The following is a 15,934-nucleotide window of genomic DNA, read 5'->3' on the forward strand; positions in this document are numbered from 1 at the left end:
GGAGAGTAACCATGAATCTTCAGGGGATCAAAGATCGAGTGGGCCGGCTGTTCACCGGCACCTATCACAGTATACGAACCAAGCTGCTTACTTGTTTTTTAATCGTCACCCTGATTCCGCTGTTCTCGCTTGGCGGACTTTCTTATGTTCAATCCGCTAAAGTGATTAATTCCCAGTTCGGCAAATACGGCGATAATGCCGTAGCGCAGCTGGAGCAGCAGACCAGTTCGGCATTGGAGCGGATGAAGCAGACGGCGGAGACGATCTATTCCTATTTACTGGATCCGAGCCACTCGGGAATCGGAGCCGGGACGCCATCCACATACGGCGACATTATGGAGAAGAACGACTTCGAATCGTTGTTGAAGTCGCTTCGGACGCAGCTGACAGCAGGAATTTACATCATAACGTCCTCCGGCTATTACTATGGGGAGAACAATCTGGATATGAATAAACTCGGCAATATCCCGCTGTGGAACACGAGGCCGAAGGCATATGCCGGGACTTATTGGCTCGGTTTTTATAAACAGGATCATTCCATCAAGAGCAGCGATAGCGACAATGTGCCCGTCCTTGGATTGGCGGTGCCGATCCATCACCCCGAAAAGGCTCAGGACGGCAGCATCATTCTGATCGAGGAGAACGCCGAGGAGCTGCTGCGCAGTTATGCCAAGTTCGAGGCCGACACGCATGCCCACCTGCTTATTACATCGCCGGACGGCACAATTGTGTATGAGACGGATGCTCCGTATACGCCCCGTGACAACGATGTGACCTGGTCGCGGACGCTTGACGTCAACCAATGGACCATAGAAGCCAGAATTCCCGCCAAGGCGTTCTATCAATCCTCGGGCATTATCCGGGCGAACACGATGGTTGTTGCCATCGTCTCCTGCTTGCTCGCTTTTGGCATCGCCTATCTGTTCTCCTCCCGGTTCACCTCGCGAATCCGGACCTTGAAGGACTCGATGCAGAAGGTAAGCTTCGGCAAGCTGGATACCCGTACGCCAATCGAGGGCAGGGATGAGCTGGGCAGCCTAGATATGAGTTTTAACCGGATGGTTACGGGCGTGCAGACACTGATTGGCGAAGTGGAGCAGAGCGAGCGGCTGAAAAAAGAGGCGGAGCTGCGCGCATTCCATTATCAGATCAATCCCCATCTCCTGTTCAACACACTCAACTCCATCCAGTGGAAAGCCAGGCTGGAAGGCGCGGAGGACATCCGTCAGATGCTGTATCATCTGACGATGGTGCTGGAGGGGAATTTGGATATTTCCCAGGAGCTCGTCACGCTGAACAGGGAGCTGCGCATGATCGGTCACTTTCTGAAAATTCAGGAGATCCGGTACGGCGAGGTGTTCCGTTACGAGCTGGATTGCGATGAGGCGCTGCTGCCTTATTTGATTCCGCGGATGACACTTCAGCCGCTGTTCGAGAATATTTTTTTCCATGCCTTCACCGATGGTCAGGGAGAGATCCATGTCAAGGTCGAGGAGGATCATGACGAGCTGGTGCTTACGCTTCGCGATAATGGAGCCGGCATCAAGGAGGAGAAACTCGCACAGTTATTCTCGCCGGAGATGAAGCGGAAGGGACGCGGCGGGCTTGGCGTACGGAACGCCGATCAGAAATTCAAGCTGCATTTTGGCCCTCTATACGGACTCAAGGTGCATTCGGTTAAGGGAGAAGGAACAACGATTACCATACGATGGCCGAAAAAGGAGGAGTCTTGCGATGATGAAAGCAGGGAACATTAAGGTGATGATTGCCGACGATGAGAGCATTGTGCGGAAGGGACTCCGCTCCACGGTCCCGTGGGACCGGTTCGGAATGGAGGTTGTGGCAGACAGCCCCAACGGTCAGGCGGCCTGGGAGGCTTTTCTGGAGTTTCGTCCGCAAGTGGTCATTACGGATATTGTCATGCCGGAGATGGATGGGATCGAGCTGTCGCGCAAGGTGAAGGAGGTTGCACCGGAAACCCGGATCATTCTGCTCAGCTGTCACCGGGATTTTGAATATGCCCAAGAGGGGATACGGCTCGGCGCTTCGGGATATCTGCTGAAAACCGCCTTTGAGGACGAAGAGCTCGAAGCGATGCTGGGAAAATTCCAGCGTGAGCTGTCCGATACGCCGGCCCACGGGTACGAGTTGGAAGAACAGGTTTCTGCTCACCTGTTTGCTTGGCTTAACGGGCACAGTGACCGTTTCCCTGGAGAACTCCGAAAGCTTTGCAGCCGCGTCGGGCTTGGAGAGGGCAAGCCCATCTCGCTGTATCTGATCAAAACGGCGGGCTGCAGCAGCAATTGGGAGCACCTGCTGCAGGAGCAGGGCACCGATGAGCCGGGTTTACGCAGCAGCAAGCTGATTCCTTACGGCGCGGACAGCTGTTATTGGGCCGTACCGGAGGAGTTTAAGGGAGCGGCAGACAGCCTGCTGGTGGAGATCAAGAGCCGGTGCGGGAAGCTCACCTGGAATTCGCGGGAATGTCTTCACGGTTTAATGGATGTGCAGGCAGCCTTTCAATCCTTGCACAAGGAAGCCGAGCTGGAACGGGTGTACGGTCTGAGCGGCGAGCATTGGCCGGAGCCGATCCTGCAGGCGGTTCATCTGCTGCACGAACATCCCGCGGACGAGTGGTCGGCAGCGGAGCTGGCCCACCAGGTGGGGCTGAGCCGCAGCCATTTTTCGATCCTGTTCAAGAAAACGGTTGGCGACAGCTTCATCACATTCCAGTATAAGCGCAAGCTCCGTCTCGCCTATGGTCTGCTGCGCGAAACCTCCTTAACGATGCAGGAGATCGCCGAGAAGACCGGGCTTGGCGACAGCAAATATTTCAGCAAATGGTTCAAGCGCTGTACGGGTCAGACGCCAAGCCAATACCGTGCCGAACAAAAAGGGGAATCATTGTAAACAAATGAACACCCGTCTATGTAAGTTCGAACAAAAATACGATCATCTGCGAATCAGCGCACGTTTTGAACCGCTTTCATCCGAGTTATGATGAAAGCGGTTCAATTCATATCAACTCAATACTTTAGGGGAGCTGACAATATGAAAAAGAAAATGTCATGGATCGCGTTGGTTTCGATGATGACGTTAATGGCATCCTTGCTGGCCGCATGCGGCGGCAGCGGCGGGACTGGGGGATCGAAGGAGCCGGACGGCAATTCATCGGGCGCGGCAACGACGCTTCGCTTCGCTACCTGGGATACGGGAGATGCACTGAAGATCGAGCAGGAGATCGCCAAGAAGTTCGAGGAGTCGCATCCCGGAACCAAGGTACAGGTGGAGGCCTACGCCGACGGATTCGATCAGAAGCTGGCAGCCGGATTTGGCGCAGCCAATCCGCCGGATGTGATGTACATGTGGGATTTTCCGACGTATCACCAGTCCCTGGAGCCGCTGGATGGCTACGCGTCCAAGGACGAGGACTTGAATATCGATGATTTTTACCAAGGATTGTTTAACTACGGCAAGATTGATAATCAGCTGTATGGAATCCCGGCGGGCTTTACGACCCGGGTGGTGTACTACAACAAGAAGATGTTTGACGATGCGGGCATTCCCTACCCGAGCGATGGATGGACATGGACGGAATTCCAGGAAATCGCCCAGAAGCTGACGGATAAATCCAAGAAGCAGTACGGCTTCGGCGTTCGGGCCGAGAATGATACGTATGACCTTCAAGGGTTCGTATGGAGCAACGGCGGTTCCTTTATTTCGGAGGACGGGACAACGATTGAAGGGTACATGAACAGCAAGGAAACGGCGGAAGCCATTCAGATGCTGGGCGATATGCTGAAGAACGGCTCAGCCGTCCTGACCGGAGGCAAAGGGCAGCAGAGCGGTGAGGATATTTTCAAGGCCGGCAAAATTGCCATGTGGGAGAGCGGTATCTGGCCGCTGGAATCCTTCAGGGAAGCCGGAATCGATGTGGGTACGGTGGAGATGCCGGCCTTCGAGGGCAAACCTGTGAAGGGCGTGTTGGCCGAATCCGCGCTATCCATAGCGAAGGATTCCAAGAACAAGGATCTGGCGTGGGAGTTCATTAAGTTCTACGTATCGGATGAAGCGATCAAAATGCGCGTGGCCGATCTGCCGGTCCGGGTCAGCGTGGTCAACGAACTGAAGAAGGACCAGGATCCGCTCTACAAGCCGTATTACACGATGCTGGAGCGTTCGGACAATACGCCGGCCTTCCTGCTGAATCCGAAATGGAACGAAGTCAACCGCCAGCTGTCGGCAGCCGTGGAATCCGTCATGTTCGGCAGCGATGCCCAGGAGGTTCTGAACCAGGCGGTGAAGGATAGCGAACGCTATTTGAAATAAACGAAGAAAGAAGGTTCGCGATAATGGCCCACACTCATGCGCCTTACTCACAACAGCAGACAGCGGCCCCGAAGCGACTTGGACCAAAACGATGGGGTGGGGCCGTGCCCTACCTCTTCATTTTTCCATGGATATTCGGATTCCTGGTTTTTACGCTTGGTCCGCTGCTGTTTTCCCTCGTCATTTCGTTTTTTGATTGGCCGATCGTTGGCCAGGTGACCTTTGTCGGCATCGACAACTATGTGGAGATGTTCTCGAACGATCCGCTGTTCTGGAAATCGCTGCTGGTTACGTTAAAATTCGCGGCTTTGTTCGTGCCGCTGAACATCATCGTGGCTCTGGGACTCGCCATGCTGCTCAATCAGAAGGTAAAAGGGAGCGCGTTCTTCCGCACTGCCTTCTACCTGCCGTCGGTCATTTCCGGCGTAGCGCTCGCCATGATCTGGTCCTGGGTGTACAGCGGGGATTACGGGATCCTGAATTTTTTCTTATCGCTGGTCGGCATCGAAGGGCCGGATTGGCTGAACGATACGAAGTGGTCCCTGGTCGCCATGGTCATTGCAAGCCTGTGGGGACAGGGCTCGATGATGCTTATTTTTCTGGCGGGTCTCAAGGGAATTCCGAAGGACCTGTATGAGTCGGCCTCGATGGATGGGGCAGGCAAGATCAGGCAGTTCTTCAATGTGACCATCCCGATGATCACGCCGACCCTGTTGTTCAACCTGATTACGTCCATCATTGCTGCCTTCCAGCAGCTGACGCTGGCGCTTCTGCTTACGGGCGGGGGCCCGCTGAAGTCGACGTTTTTCTATGCGATGTACATGTACGAGAATGCGTTCAAGTACTTTAAGATGGGTTATTCCGCAGCTAACGCCTGGTTCATGTTCCTGATCGTGCTAACGCTGACGTTTCTTGTGTTTAAGTCCTCGGAGGCCTGGGTGTTCTATGAGGGCGAGATGAAGAAGGAGAAGGCGAAGCCGAAGCGTGCCAAAGCAGGCGTGCTTGCCGGCAGAGAGGGGCGTTCCGCATGAAAAAAGTAATTACTTACACACTGCTCATCTTGTGCTCGCTGTTGTTCATTGCTCCGCTCTTCTGGGCTATCACAACAGCGCTGAAGTCGCAGCAGGAGCTGTATCTGTTTCCTCCAAAATGGTTTCCTTCCGTGTGGAGATTCAGCAACTTTGCGGAAGCCTGGAGCATTCAGCCGTTTAACCTGTTTTTGAAAAATACGCTGATCGTGACACTGCTGTCGACGCTCGGGCAGCTCATATCGTGCACGCTGGTGGCGTACGGGTTCGCCCGGTTTCAGTTCAAGGGGCGGGATGCGCTGTTTCTGATCGTGCTTGCCACCATGATGATTCCGTGGGAAGTGACCATGATTCCGCAGTATATGGAATTCAACTACCTGGGCTGGATCAATACGCTCAAACCGCTGATTGTTCCGTCCTGGTTCGGTTCCGCCTACTTTATTTTTCTGCTGCGCCAGTTCATCATGACCTTGCCGAAGGAGCTGGATGAAGCGGCAACGATTGACGGGGCGGGCAAAATGACCGTTCTGCTGCGGATCATCGTGCCGCTGATGGGGCCGTCGCTCATTCTGGTTGCCGTGTTCCATATGATGAGCTGCTGGAACGATTATCTGGGTCCGCTCATCTTCCTGAACGATCAGACAAAATATACGCTGACGCTGGGGTTATCCCAATTCAAGGGCATGCACGGCGTCGACATGCAATCCATCATGGCCATCACCTGCCTGATCTCGATTCCGCCGCTGGCCGTCTTTTTCTTCGCGCAGCGTTATATCGTTGGCGGCATCGCCACGACGGGGATCAAGGGATAAACGGTGCCGGTTGATAATAGGCATCCACGATCAATGCAGCATGATGCAATATCCGAACATAGTTGTGCGTGTTCAAAAAGCCATGGACAGATGACTTTTTGAACGACAACTAGAAGCTTAGACCGCTTGGGAAAGGATGGAGAGACATGATGAAAGACCGTCATATAAGCCGCGACTGGGATGACCTGAGCGTGCTGGAACGGAACCGGGCGAAGAGCCGGGCCTATTTCATTCCGTTTGCGGATGAGGACGGAGCGCTCAGTTATGACAGAGGCAGCTCGGCCTGGTACCAATCGCTGAACGGGGTGTGGAAATTCTACTATGCCGAGGAGCCTGAGAGCGCTCCTGAAGCATTTTATCAAGAGGATTACGATGTATCGGCCTGGGATGACCTTCCGGTTCCGGGGCACTGGCAGCTGCAGGGCTACGGGCATCCGCATTACACGGACCTGTACTATCCGTTTCCTGTGGATCCGCCGCATGTGCCAAATGCGAATCCGACCGGAAGTTACGTACGCGAGTTCGAGCTTCCGGAACATTGGGACGGCAGAAAGATTTGCGTCAAATTCGACGGGGTGGACAGCGCGTTTCATGTGTGGCTGAACGGGTCGTTTATCGGTTACAGCCAAGGCAGTCGGCTGACCACGGAATTCGATTTGACGCCTTATTTAAAGCCTGGGGTAAACAGGATGTCCGTCCGGGTATACCAGTGGTCCGATGGAAGCTATCTGGAAGACCAGGACATGTGGTGGATGAGCGGCATTTTCCGGGATGTGTATCTGGTTGCCGAGCCGTCGGGACTTCGCATCAACGACTTCCGCGTAACGACCGAGCTGGATGAGGAGTATCTGAACGCCAAGCTGAACGTGCGTTTGGAACTGGGAGGAAGAGAGCACGGCTCCGCCCAGTTGCGGCTGTTGAATGGAGACGGAGCGGAAGTGGGATCAACCGGCAAAGACGTCGGGCACTCCGCCGTGGAGGACTTTGCCATAGAGGTAGCCGGTCCGGATTTATGGAGTGCCGAGTCACCGGCACTGTACCATCTGGTGATCACCCTACGGGATGCTCAGGGGGAGACGCTGGAGACGTTGGCGCAGCGCGTGGGCTTCCGCACCATCGAAGTAAAGGACGGACAGCTCCTCGTTAACGGCAGGGCGATCCTGCTGAAAGGGGTCAACCGTCATGACCATCATCCGGATACGGGCCGAACCGTCACCTTGTCCACGATGCTGGAGGACATCCGCTTGATGAAGCAGCACAACATCAATGCCGTACGGACGGCGCATTATCCGAATGATCCGCGGTTCTACGAGCTGTGCGACGTGTATGGGCTGTACGTGATGGAAGAGACGGATCTGGAGACCCACGGCTTCGAGCCGCTCGGCAACATTTCCCGCCTGAGCGACGATCCCGAGTGGAAGGAAGCGTACGTGGATCGCGTCCGCCGGATGGTGGAGCGGGACAAAAACCATCCGTCCGTGCTGTTCTGGTCCCTCGGCAACGAATCCGGCTTCGGCTGTAATTTCCGCGCAATGGCGGACTGGTGCCGGGAGAATGATCCCACGAGGCTGATCCATTACGAGGAGGACCGCGAAGCCGAGGTGTGCGACGTGGTGAGCACGATGTATTCCTCCGTCGAGAAGATGGAAGGCTTCGGCAAAATGACCGACCATCCCAAGCCGCATATTCTGTGCGAATTCGCGCATGCGATGGGCAACGGGCCCGGCGGACTGCGCCCCTACTTCGATACCTTTGAAGCGCATCCCCGCCTGGCGGGCGGTTTCGTATGGGAATGGATCGATCACGGGCTGAGCAGAAGGACTCCGGACGGCCGGAAGGATTATGCATACGGCGGCGATTACGGCGATGTGCCGAACAACAGCAATTTTGTCATTGACGGTTTGGTTCGTCCGGACCGGACGCCTTCAACCGGACTTCTGGAATACAAAAAGGTCATTGAACCGGTCCGTATGACGATGGGAAGACACGGTGTGCTTCATATCATGAACCGTTATGATTTCATTTCGCTGGATCATTTGCAGGCCCATTATCGGGTACTGTCCGATGGACAGCTTGCCCACAGCGGAGTGCTGGAGTTTCCCCGCATCGAAGCAGGCACAAGTGCAGAGCTTAGCCTCTCGAAGGTTTTGGAGCAGGCGACAATAGGCGTGAGTCCTTATGCCGAGCTGTGGCTTGAGGTATCCCTCTCGCTGGCTGCGGACTGCCGCTGGGCGGAACGGGGACATGAGGTGGCGTGGTCCCAGCTTCTGCTGCGGGAATCGTCCAAGCCAGAATTCGAGTCAACGGCTGCCCTGCGGCGGGGCCCCTTGCAGATTAGCGAGGAGAAGCGTAGCCTTCAAGTGGGGAATGGAAGCTTTCAGTTGTCACTCAGCGCTCTCCGTTCAGGCTTCCAAGGCTTATCCCTGCATGGCAAAAGAATCATGCTTGGCGGTCCCGCGCTGAACTTCTGGCGTCCGCCGATCGATAACGATATGTACGTGCTCCCGGATTGGCGCAAGGCCCATCTGGACCGGCTCTCTGAACGGATCGATCATTTCGAATGGAAACGATTAGACCGGGAATGCGTTGAGGTACGGCGGGTTTCCCGCATTGCCCCGCCGGTATATGATTGGGGCTTCCGCTGTGAAACGACCTATACGATCACCTCCAGCGGTCTGATCATCATGGATGTGAAGGGTGAGCCAATCGGCACGCCGCCTGCCATGCTGCCGAAAATCGGATTGCAAATGCAAGTCGCGGGCGACATGGAACATGTCCGGTGGTACGGCAGGGGACCTGGGGAAAGCTACCCGGACAGCCTGGAAGCGGGACGGTTCGGGGAATACCGCAGCACCGTGGACGGCTTGTTCACGCCTTATATTTATCCGCAGGAGAACGGGAACCGATCGGATGTCCGCTGGATCTCGCTCGCGGATGGCGCGGGAATGGGGCTTCTCGCCGTTGGCGAGCCCGCCTTGAACTTCAGTGCGAGCCGGTACACCGATCAGGATGTCGAGGCCGCGGCGCATGCCAGCGATCTTGTTCCGCGCAGTTTCATTACGCTGAACCTGGATTACCGGCAGAACGGGCTTGGCAGCAACAGCTGCGGTCCGGCACAGGCTCCCGAGCACTCAATCGAGCCGGAGCCGTTCTCGTTCCGCATGCTGCTGAAGGCTCACGCTGCCGAGGATACCGACCCGGTACGGCTGAGCCGGCGGATGCGCTCGGAAGCGGAATTATACAAGTAACCGACTGATTTCATTTCAGATCGTTTTCGGATTTTCTGGAGAAGGGGAATAACATGTCCTTTTACATCAAAGACCTGCTGCAGCTGTCTACAGGGGTGCGCCGGTTCCTGATAAGCGAGGCCTTCTACGGCATCGGAATCGGTCTCTATACACTCGTCCTGAATCTGCATCTGCTCTTCCGGGGGCTAAGGGAGGACGAGATCGGCGCGTTGGTATCGATGGGCATACTGATCATGGGCGTTCTCGCCATTCCGGTATCCCTGCTCGCTAACCGGACCGGAAGAAAGAAACTGCTGGTTGCCGGCGTATTCTTTATTGCCGCGGGCAATGTGCTTTTTGCCGTCAGCGATGAATTGCTGTGGTTCTATGCCGCTCAAATATTGGTGTCTGCCGGCTTGACGCTGGTGGAGACGACGGAGATCCAGCTTCTCTTCCATTATTGCCGTTCCCGTAAGGAGGAAGCCCGTGCATTTTCCTTGATGTTTGCCGTCTTTACGGCTTTCACGGGTCTCGGAACGCTGGCGGCAGGATATATCTCGAAGGGGTTCGAAGGAAGCAGAGGTTATGAAGTGTCGCTTCTGCTGACCGGGCTGGTGCTTGTGCTTCACGGCGTCATCCGGGCGTTCTGGCTGCCTGCCGAGAACAAGGCTTCGGAGGCGGCAGCGGCGGCAGCTTCACCTTCGAGAGGCATCTCCAGGCTAATGGGACCTCTATCCTCCGGGACCTTGTGGCTGTTCGCCGTGTTTACGGCGCTGCTCGGCGGCTGTATCGCCATGACCGGCTCCTTCCTGAACGTCATCGTGAAGTTCCGCCTGGATTGGATGGACGACCAGGTATCCCTGATTCTGGCCATCGGCGCGATCCTTCTGTTTATATGCTCGTTGATGACGCCGTACGTCATGGAGCGGTTCGGTTATAACATGGCCATTATCTCGGTATTTATCGTTAATATTGTGCTGTTTGCCGCTCTATACATGATTCTCCCCGTATGGCTGTTTGTCGGGCTGTTTCTACTGCGGGGCGGCGGCGTGACCATGCTGTCCAATCTGCTGGACAGTCTGCTGATGTCGGCCTTTAATGAAAAGGAACGGAATCTGTACGCCGGCATGAGGTCGGTATTCCGGAGTTTAGGCTCGTCCGGGGCAACCTTTGTTGCCGGACTGATCCTGGCCCGGCAGGATTATCGGCTTCCCTTTCTGGCCACGGCCGGCGTGCTGCTCCTATGCGGCCTGTATTACGTATGGTGGATTCGCCCGGTCTTATCCAAGAGAATAAACAGCGGTATCGAGCCATGAATGTGAAGGGTCGTCTATAAGGGAAATCCCCTTTTTAGGCGGCCTTTTTGCCGATTGCAGCAGGCTCTTTCATATTCATCTTACGGCGTCTGCTTCACTGCTGCAGGCTGAATCCGTATTTGTTCCAGGGAAAGTCTTTAAACATATTGACATCAAAAATTGGTACATGTTTAAATAGAAGAAGTGTTAGCACTCTGATGTAAAGAGTGCTAAAAAGAAACCTCGTTCAGATTGGAAGGGAGATTTTTTCATGGCGAAAAAACAGTTTAAAGCTGAGTCCAAACGGCTGCTCGAGATGATGATTAACTCCATCTATACGCAGCGCGAAATTTTTCTGCGTGAGCTGATTTCAAATGCCAGCGACGCGATCGACAAGATTTACTATAAAGCGCTGACCGACGACAATTTGACCTTTAATAAAGAAGACTATTACGTTAAGATTACCGCAGATAAAGCAAACCGTACGCTGACCATTACCGATACGGGGATCGGAATGACAAAGGAAGACCTCGAGAACAACCTGGGCGTCATCGCCAAGAGCGGTTCCCTTGCATTCAAGAGTGAGAACGAAGCGAAGGACGGCCACAATATCATCGGCCAATTCGGCGTAGGTTTCTATTCCGCATTTATGGTTGCCGATGTCGTTACCGTGACGAGCCGTGCCCTCGGCAGCGACGAAGCGTTCAAGTGGGAATCCGAAGGCACGGATGGATATACCATTACGCCGGCCGACAAGGATTCCGTCGGAACCGAGATCGTATTGAAGATCAAAGAGAACACGGAAGATGATCAGTATGACGAGTATTTGGAAGAGTACCGCTTAAGAGCGATCATCAAGAAGTACTCGGACTTCATCCGCTATCCGATCAAGATGGACGTGAAAACGCAGCGTCCGAAGGCTGATGCCGAGAATGAGTTCGAGGAAGTCCAGGAAGAGCAGACCATCAACAGCATGGTGCCGATCTGGCGCAAGAACAAAGGCGAGCTGACGGACGAAGATTACGTGAATTTCTACAACGAGAAACGGTACGGCTTCGATAAACCGCTCAAACACATTCATGTAAAAGCGGACGGTGCCGTTGTATATAACGCGATTCTGTTCATTCCCGAGAATACGCCTTTCGATTATTACACCAAGGAATACGAGAAAGGGCTTGAGCTCTATTCCAACGGCGTCCTGATCATGGACAAATGCGGCGACCTGCTGCCGGACTATTTCAGCTTCGTGAAAGGGATGGTCGATTCCGAGGATCTGTCGCTGAACATCTCACGCGAGATGCTCCAGCATGACCGTCAGCTGACGCTGATTGCCAAGAACATCAAGAGCAAAGTCAAAAGCGCGCTGCAAGGCATGATGAAGGACGAGCGGGAGAATTACGAGAAGTTCTTCGCATCCTTCGGCAGAGGACTGAAATTCGGCGTCTACAACGATTACGGCATGAACAAGGAAGATCTTCAAGATCTGCTGCTGTTCACTTCCTCCAAGGAGAAGAAACTGGTCTCCCTGGACGAGTACGTATCGAGGATGCCGGAGGATCAGAAGTATATCTATTATGCTTCCGGTGATTCCATCGACCGGATCGAGAAGCTTCCGCAGACGGAAATGGTGCTCGACAAAGGTTATGAAATTCTGTACTTCACCGACGATGTCGATGAGTTTGCGATCAAGATGCTCATGAAATACAAGGAGAAGGAATTCAAGTCGGTATCCAGCGGCGATCTTGGCCTCGATTCCGAGACGGACAAACAGGAGAATGAAGCTGAAGAGAACGACAATAAAGAGCTCTTTGAAGCTATGGGCAGCCTCTTGGCCGGCAAGGTGAAATCCGTTAAAGCCTCCAAACGACTGAAATCCCATCCGGTATGCCTGTCCACGGAGGGCGATGTCTCGATTGAGATGGAGAAGATCTTGAAGGCGATGCCGAACGGACAGGATATCCAAGCCGACAAGGTGCTGGAGATTAACACGAACCATGAGGTGTTCAAATCCCTGAAGGCACAGCAAGCGGATCAAGATAAGCTGAAGCTCTACACGAATCTCCTGTACAATCAAGCGCTGCTGATCGAAGGCTTGCCGATTGCCGATCCGGTGGAATTCACGAACGATATTTGCAAAATCATGGTGTAACCGTCGTAGCTGGCTCATGCGATGATAATAAACAAACCCGAAACGCTGGTATGACACCAGGGAATCGGGTTTGTTTTTTTTATGCTTATCACCTGAACACGATGCAGTTCTCTACGCCACGTCCGCGGCAAGATCCGATAACAATCCGTTCTCGGGCGCCATGCCCAAGAGGTCATATACCGATATCGGGAACATCGGAAAGCCGACATAGTACGGCGTGATGGCATATAGCGGATAGAAGATGACCAGTGACTTATCTGCCAGATAGAAATCCTGATTCGGCGAAACGGTGACCGGACTGCTCTCCAGCACGGGAATGCCGCGTTCCTTGATCTGACGATTCACTTCGGCGGCCAAAACGGCTTGATAGCTGGAGCCCGGACGGAACAGGTCGGATAAGGCGTAGGATTTACCGGTGGCCGTGGAAAAGGTCAGGCCTTTCGTTACCGTATGTCCATGTGCCATAGGTTCGGAGTAGGTGTAGTTGGTCAGCACGAGGCTAAGGATGCCTCGTTCATTCGTTTTGATCTCAAAAGTGCCCGTCGTTTGCGGGTTGGTGCCGGTCTGAATCTGCTGCTGTTCGCGCTGCATATCCTGGATTTGATCAATAATCGCCCGGTTGATGGCTTCTTCTGCTCCTGGATTCATGAGGCCGTATACCTGCGGATAATGAATCACGAGACCGGGTGCCGTATGCGTGAGGGTATGGATGCTCACCGGCGGTACATATTGCGCCATGCGTACCATCGCTCCAATCTAACATCAGATACGTTAGCCTATTCGAAAGCGGGCGCGAAGGTTACGAAGTCTGGAGGCTCGGAAGTCCGGAACCACGAAAGTTTGGAACCTCGGAGGCTGGCGGGCTTGGAGGCTCGGAAACTCGGAAACTCGGTCATCCCCGCGGAACGGCTTTCGAGCAGACAGAACGCTCTTATGCGGCGGTTCCGGTCCGTGGCGTGTGTTTGCCGGAAATCGGATAGCCTTCACTCTTTGTCCGCAACGCCAGACGTAAGCAGTCTTCTTACAAAGATCGTGAATATGACCAGGGATACGACAACCGATACTGCCGTAACCGTAAACAAGTATGCATAGCCGATACGCTCGGAGACCAGGCCCAGCAGGATCGCGCCAAGCCCGATGCCGAGATCGAATGCGGTCATGAAGGAAGCGTTGGCTGCGCCTCTCCGATCTTCGGGAGCAATGCGCAGGGTGGCTGCTTGAAGAGCGGGCTGGGCCGAGCCGAAGCCGATGCCGTACAGAATAGCTGCGATAATCAGTCCGGGCAATCCGCTCGACAGGCTTAAGACGATGAGAGCGCCAGCCGTTACGACAAGGGACGGAATGATGACAGCCGCTTCGCCGAAACGGTCCGACAGCTTTCCGGCAAAGGGCCGAATCAACGTAAGAGCGACGGCGTACACCAGGAAAAAGGTTCCCGGATTGACCCGAATGGACTCGGCAAACAGCGGGAGGAAGGTTGTAATTCCCCCATAAGCGACAGCCAGAAAAAAGATGGCGACCGTGACAGGGAGAACGGATTTCTCGACTAGCTGAATCCGGCCTGCCGAAGGTTTGGCTTGATAAGGTGCTCTGGTCATGTAGGCCAGTATGAAGGCAACCAGAGAGAGCCCGGTAGCGACAAGAAACAAGGTCTGAAAGGAATATCCACCGACAATATAGGTCCCCAGCATGGGGCCGATGGCCATCGCAACCGTCATCGCCATCCCATACCAGCCCATGCCTTCCCCGCGGCGGGAGGCCGGGATTAAATCCGTAATGACCGTACCGATAGAGGTTGTCGAAAAAGCCCAGCTCGCGCCGTGCAGGATCCGCAGTGCAAGCAGAAGCAGAATGCTGCCGACCCAATCGTAGAGATACATCGAAAGAACAAAGAAGATAAGACCCCAAATGTAAAAAGCTCTCCTGCCGTACCGATCCACCAATCCCCCGACCATTGGGCGAAAGACTACCGCCGTCAGCGTGAACGCGCCGGCCGCCAAACCTACCTGAGTCTCGGAGCCGCCTAAATGCTTGATATACAGCGGAAGCGTGGGCAGCAGCAGATAGAAGCCCGTAAATAGAAACAGCATCCCGACCGTCATCTGAATAAACGGTTTCGTCCATAAACGTTCCATCTTCGTATCCCTCCTTATATCCAATGTGAAAAACGCTTGAACGCTAGTCTTCTTCGGACTTAACGGCCGTTATTTCTTTCTTGACCCACTCGATATTCGTCATTGCCATCTGCTTCCGGTGATCCAGCACCCTCAGCAATTGAAGCCGCTGTTTCTCGGGCTCGGGCTTGTAGAACGTGATCTTCGCCTCAAAATCCGTTACATGCTGCAGGTTTGTCTCGAGATAAATTAAATATTGCTCGAGGCAGTCGAGTCGAACCTTTTTCGGAACTGCATTTTTAAGGATCTCTTGGAGCATATAGCCGTGTTTATCCCCGGTCATCAATTCACCCAGAACAAAAATTTCATACATATGAGGTGCAACAATTGAAGCCGATCCCAGAAGGATCGGCTGGAAGAATGCGAAGGGGGAAAGAAGCCAACTCAAATTGAGAAATATAGCAGACTTGGATCCGGTTTGCACAGCAGGGAGTAGATGCCTGTGCTTGCACAGGCGAGCCGTGCCCGGCAAGAGCATTAAGGGTTTTGCTTCCTGCTGTTTACAGTCCGCCTGCGTTTTTTCCGTGACTCTCTTTAGGCTGGCCGTTGACCTTCTCGACATAATCCAAATGTTGAAATCCCCAGGTGCACATGTCGGTCAGAACGCAGTCCAAGCTTTTTCCATGCTGCGAGATGGAATACTCCACCTTGGGCGGAATCTCCTGATATACCTTGCGTACGACAAGCCCATCCTGTTCCAGTTCGCGCAGCTGATTCGTGAGCATGCCTTGGGTCACGCCCGGAAGCAGACGCCGGAGCTCCCCGAACCGTTTGGTTCCGTCCTGCAGCAGTATAAACAGAATCAGCGGTTTCCACTTACCGCCGATTAATTGCAGCGTTGTCAGGATGCCGTCGGTGTTAGGCCGTTCATGATCGGTTGTTCTCATGTTCTCATCTCCCATAGGAAGTGTGTTATCGGT

Annotated in this window: 12 protein-coding genes; 8 read left to right on the forward strand and 4 right to left on the reverse strand. The window is 54.1% G+C overall.

The features are described from left to right. Nucleotides 1-11: 11 nt before the first annotated feature. From MKX98_RS06620 to htpG, 8 genes are all read left to right on the forward strand, one after another. Nucleotides 12-1,757, forward strand: coding sequence for a sensor histidine kinase (locus MKX98_RS06620; protein WP_339222177.1), 1,746 nt, complete (start codon nt 12-14; stop codon nt 1,755-1,757). Then, nucleotides 1,735-2,910, forward strand: a complete 1,176-nt coding sequence (locus tag MKX98_RS06625; protein ID WP_339222179.1) for a response regulator — start codon at nt 1,735-1,737, stop codon at nt 2,908-2,910. The genes MKX98_RS06620 and MKX98_RS06625 overlap by 23 nt, the downstream gene beginning before the upstream one ends. A 141-nt stretch (nt 2,911-3,051) precedes the next feature. Further along, entirely contained in the window at nt 3,052-4,329 is a 1,278-nt protein-coding gene (locus MKX98_RS06630) for a sugar ABC transporter substrate-binding protein (protein ID WP_339222181.1), read from the forward strand. Between the two features lie 23 nt (nt 4,330-4,352). Next, nucleotides 4,353-5,360, forward strand: a complete 1,008-nt coding sequence (locus MKX98_RS06635) for a sugar ABC transporter permease (protein ID WP_339222183.1) — start codon at nt 4,353-4,355, stop codon at nt 5,358-5,360. After that, complete coding sequence (locus MKX98_RS06640; RefSeq protein ID WP_071221250.1) at nt 5,357-6,169, forward strand: carbohydrate ABC transporter permease; 813 nt, start codon at nt 5,357-5,359, stop codon at nt 6,167-6,169. Before MKX98_RS06635 ends, MKX98_RS06640 begins: the two co-directional genes overlap by 4 nt. Nucleotides 6,170-6,318: 149 nt before the next feature. Beyond that, the gene (locus MKX98_RS06645; protein WP_339224343.1) at nt 6,319-9,417 is read left to right on the forward strand and encodes a glycoside hydrolase family 2 TIM barrel-domain containing protein; all 3,099 of its coding nucleotides are present in this window, start codon (nt 6,319-6,321) and stop codon (nt 9,415-9,417) included. A 53-nt stretch (nt 9,418-9,470) separates the two neighbouring features. Then, nucleotides 9,471-10,712, forward strand: coding sequence for an MFS transporter (locus MKX98_RS06650; protein WP_339222186.1), 1,242 nt, complete (start codon nt 9,471-9,473; stop codon nt 10,710-10,712). A 250-nt stretch (nt 10,713-10,962) separates the two neighbouring features. After that, nucleotides 10,963-12,840 carry a molecular chaperone HtpG gene (gene htpG, locus MKX98_RS06655; protein WP_339222188.1) on the forward strand — a complete coding sequence of 626 codons (1,878 nt, stop codon included), beginning with the start codon at nt 10,963-10,965 and terminating at the stop codon, nt 12,838-12,840. A gap of 111 nt (nt 12,841-12,951) precedes the next feature. Here htpG and MKX98_RS06660 read toward each other — a convergent pair whose 3' ends face one another. From MKX98_RS06660 to MKX98_RS06675, 4 genes are all read right to left on the reverse strand, one after another. After that, on the reverse strand, nt 12,952-13,578 hold the full coding sequence (locus MKX98_RS06660; protein WP_339222190.1) for a DUF3298 domain-containing protein: 627 nt from the start codon (nt 13,576-13,578) through the stop codon (nt 12,952-12,954). A gap of 245 nt (nt 13,579-13,823) precedes the next feature. After that, nucleotides 13,824-14,975 carry an MFS transporter gene (locus tag MKX98_RS06665; RefSeq protein WP_339222192.1) on the reverse strand — a complete coding sequence of 384 codons (1,152 nt, stop codon included), beginning with the start codon at nt 14,973-14,975 and terminating at the stop codon, nt 13,824-13,826. 43 nt (nt 14,976-15,018) lie between these two features. Continuing rightward, nucleotides 15,019-15,327, reverse strand: coding sequence for a hypothetical protein (locus tag MKX98_RS06670; protein WP_339224345.1), 309 nt, complete (start codon nt 15,325-15,327; stop codon nt 15,019-15,021). A 187-nt stretch (nt 15,328-15,514) separates the two neighbouring features. Further along, complete coding sequence (locus tag MKX98_RS06675) at nt 15,515-15,901, reverse strand: helix-turn-helix domain-containing protein (RefSeq protein WP_339222194.1); 387 nt, start codon at nt 15,899-15,901, stop codon at nt 15,515-15,517. Between the last annotated feature and the right edge of the window lie 33 nt (nt 15,902-15,934).

Source organism: Paenibacillus sp. FSL W7-1332 (assembly GCF_037969785.1).
Taxonomy (GTDB): domain Bacteria; phylum Bacillota; class Bacilli; order Paenibacillales; family Paenibacillaceae; genus Paenibacillus_AQ.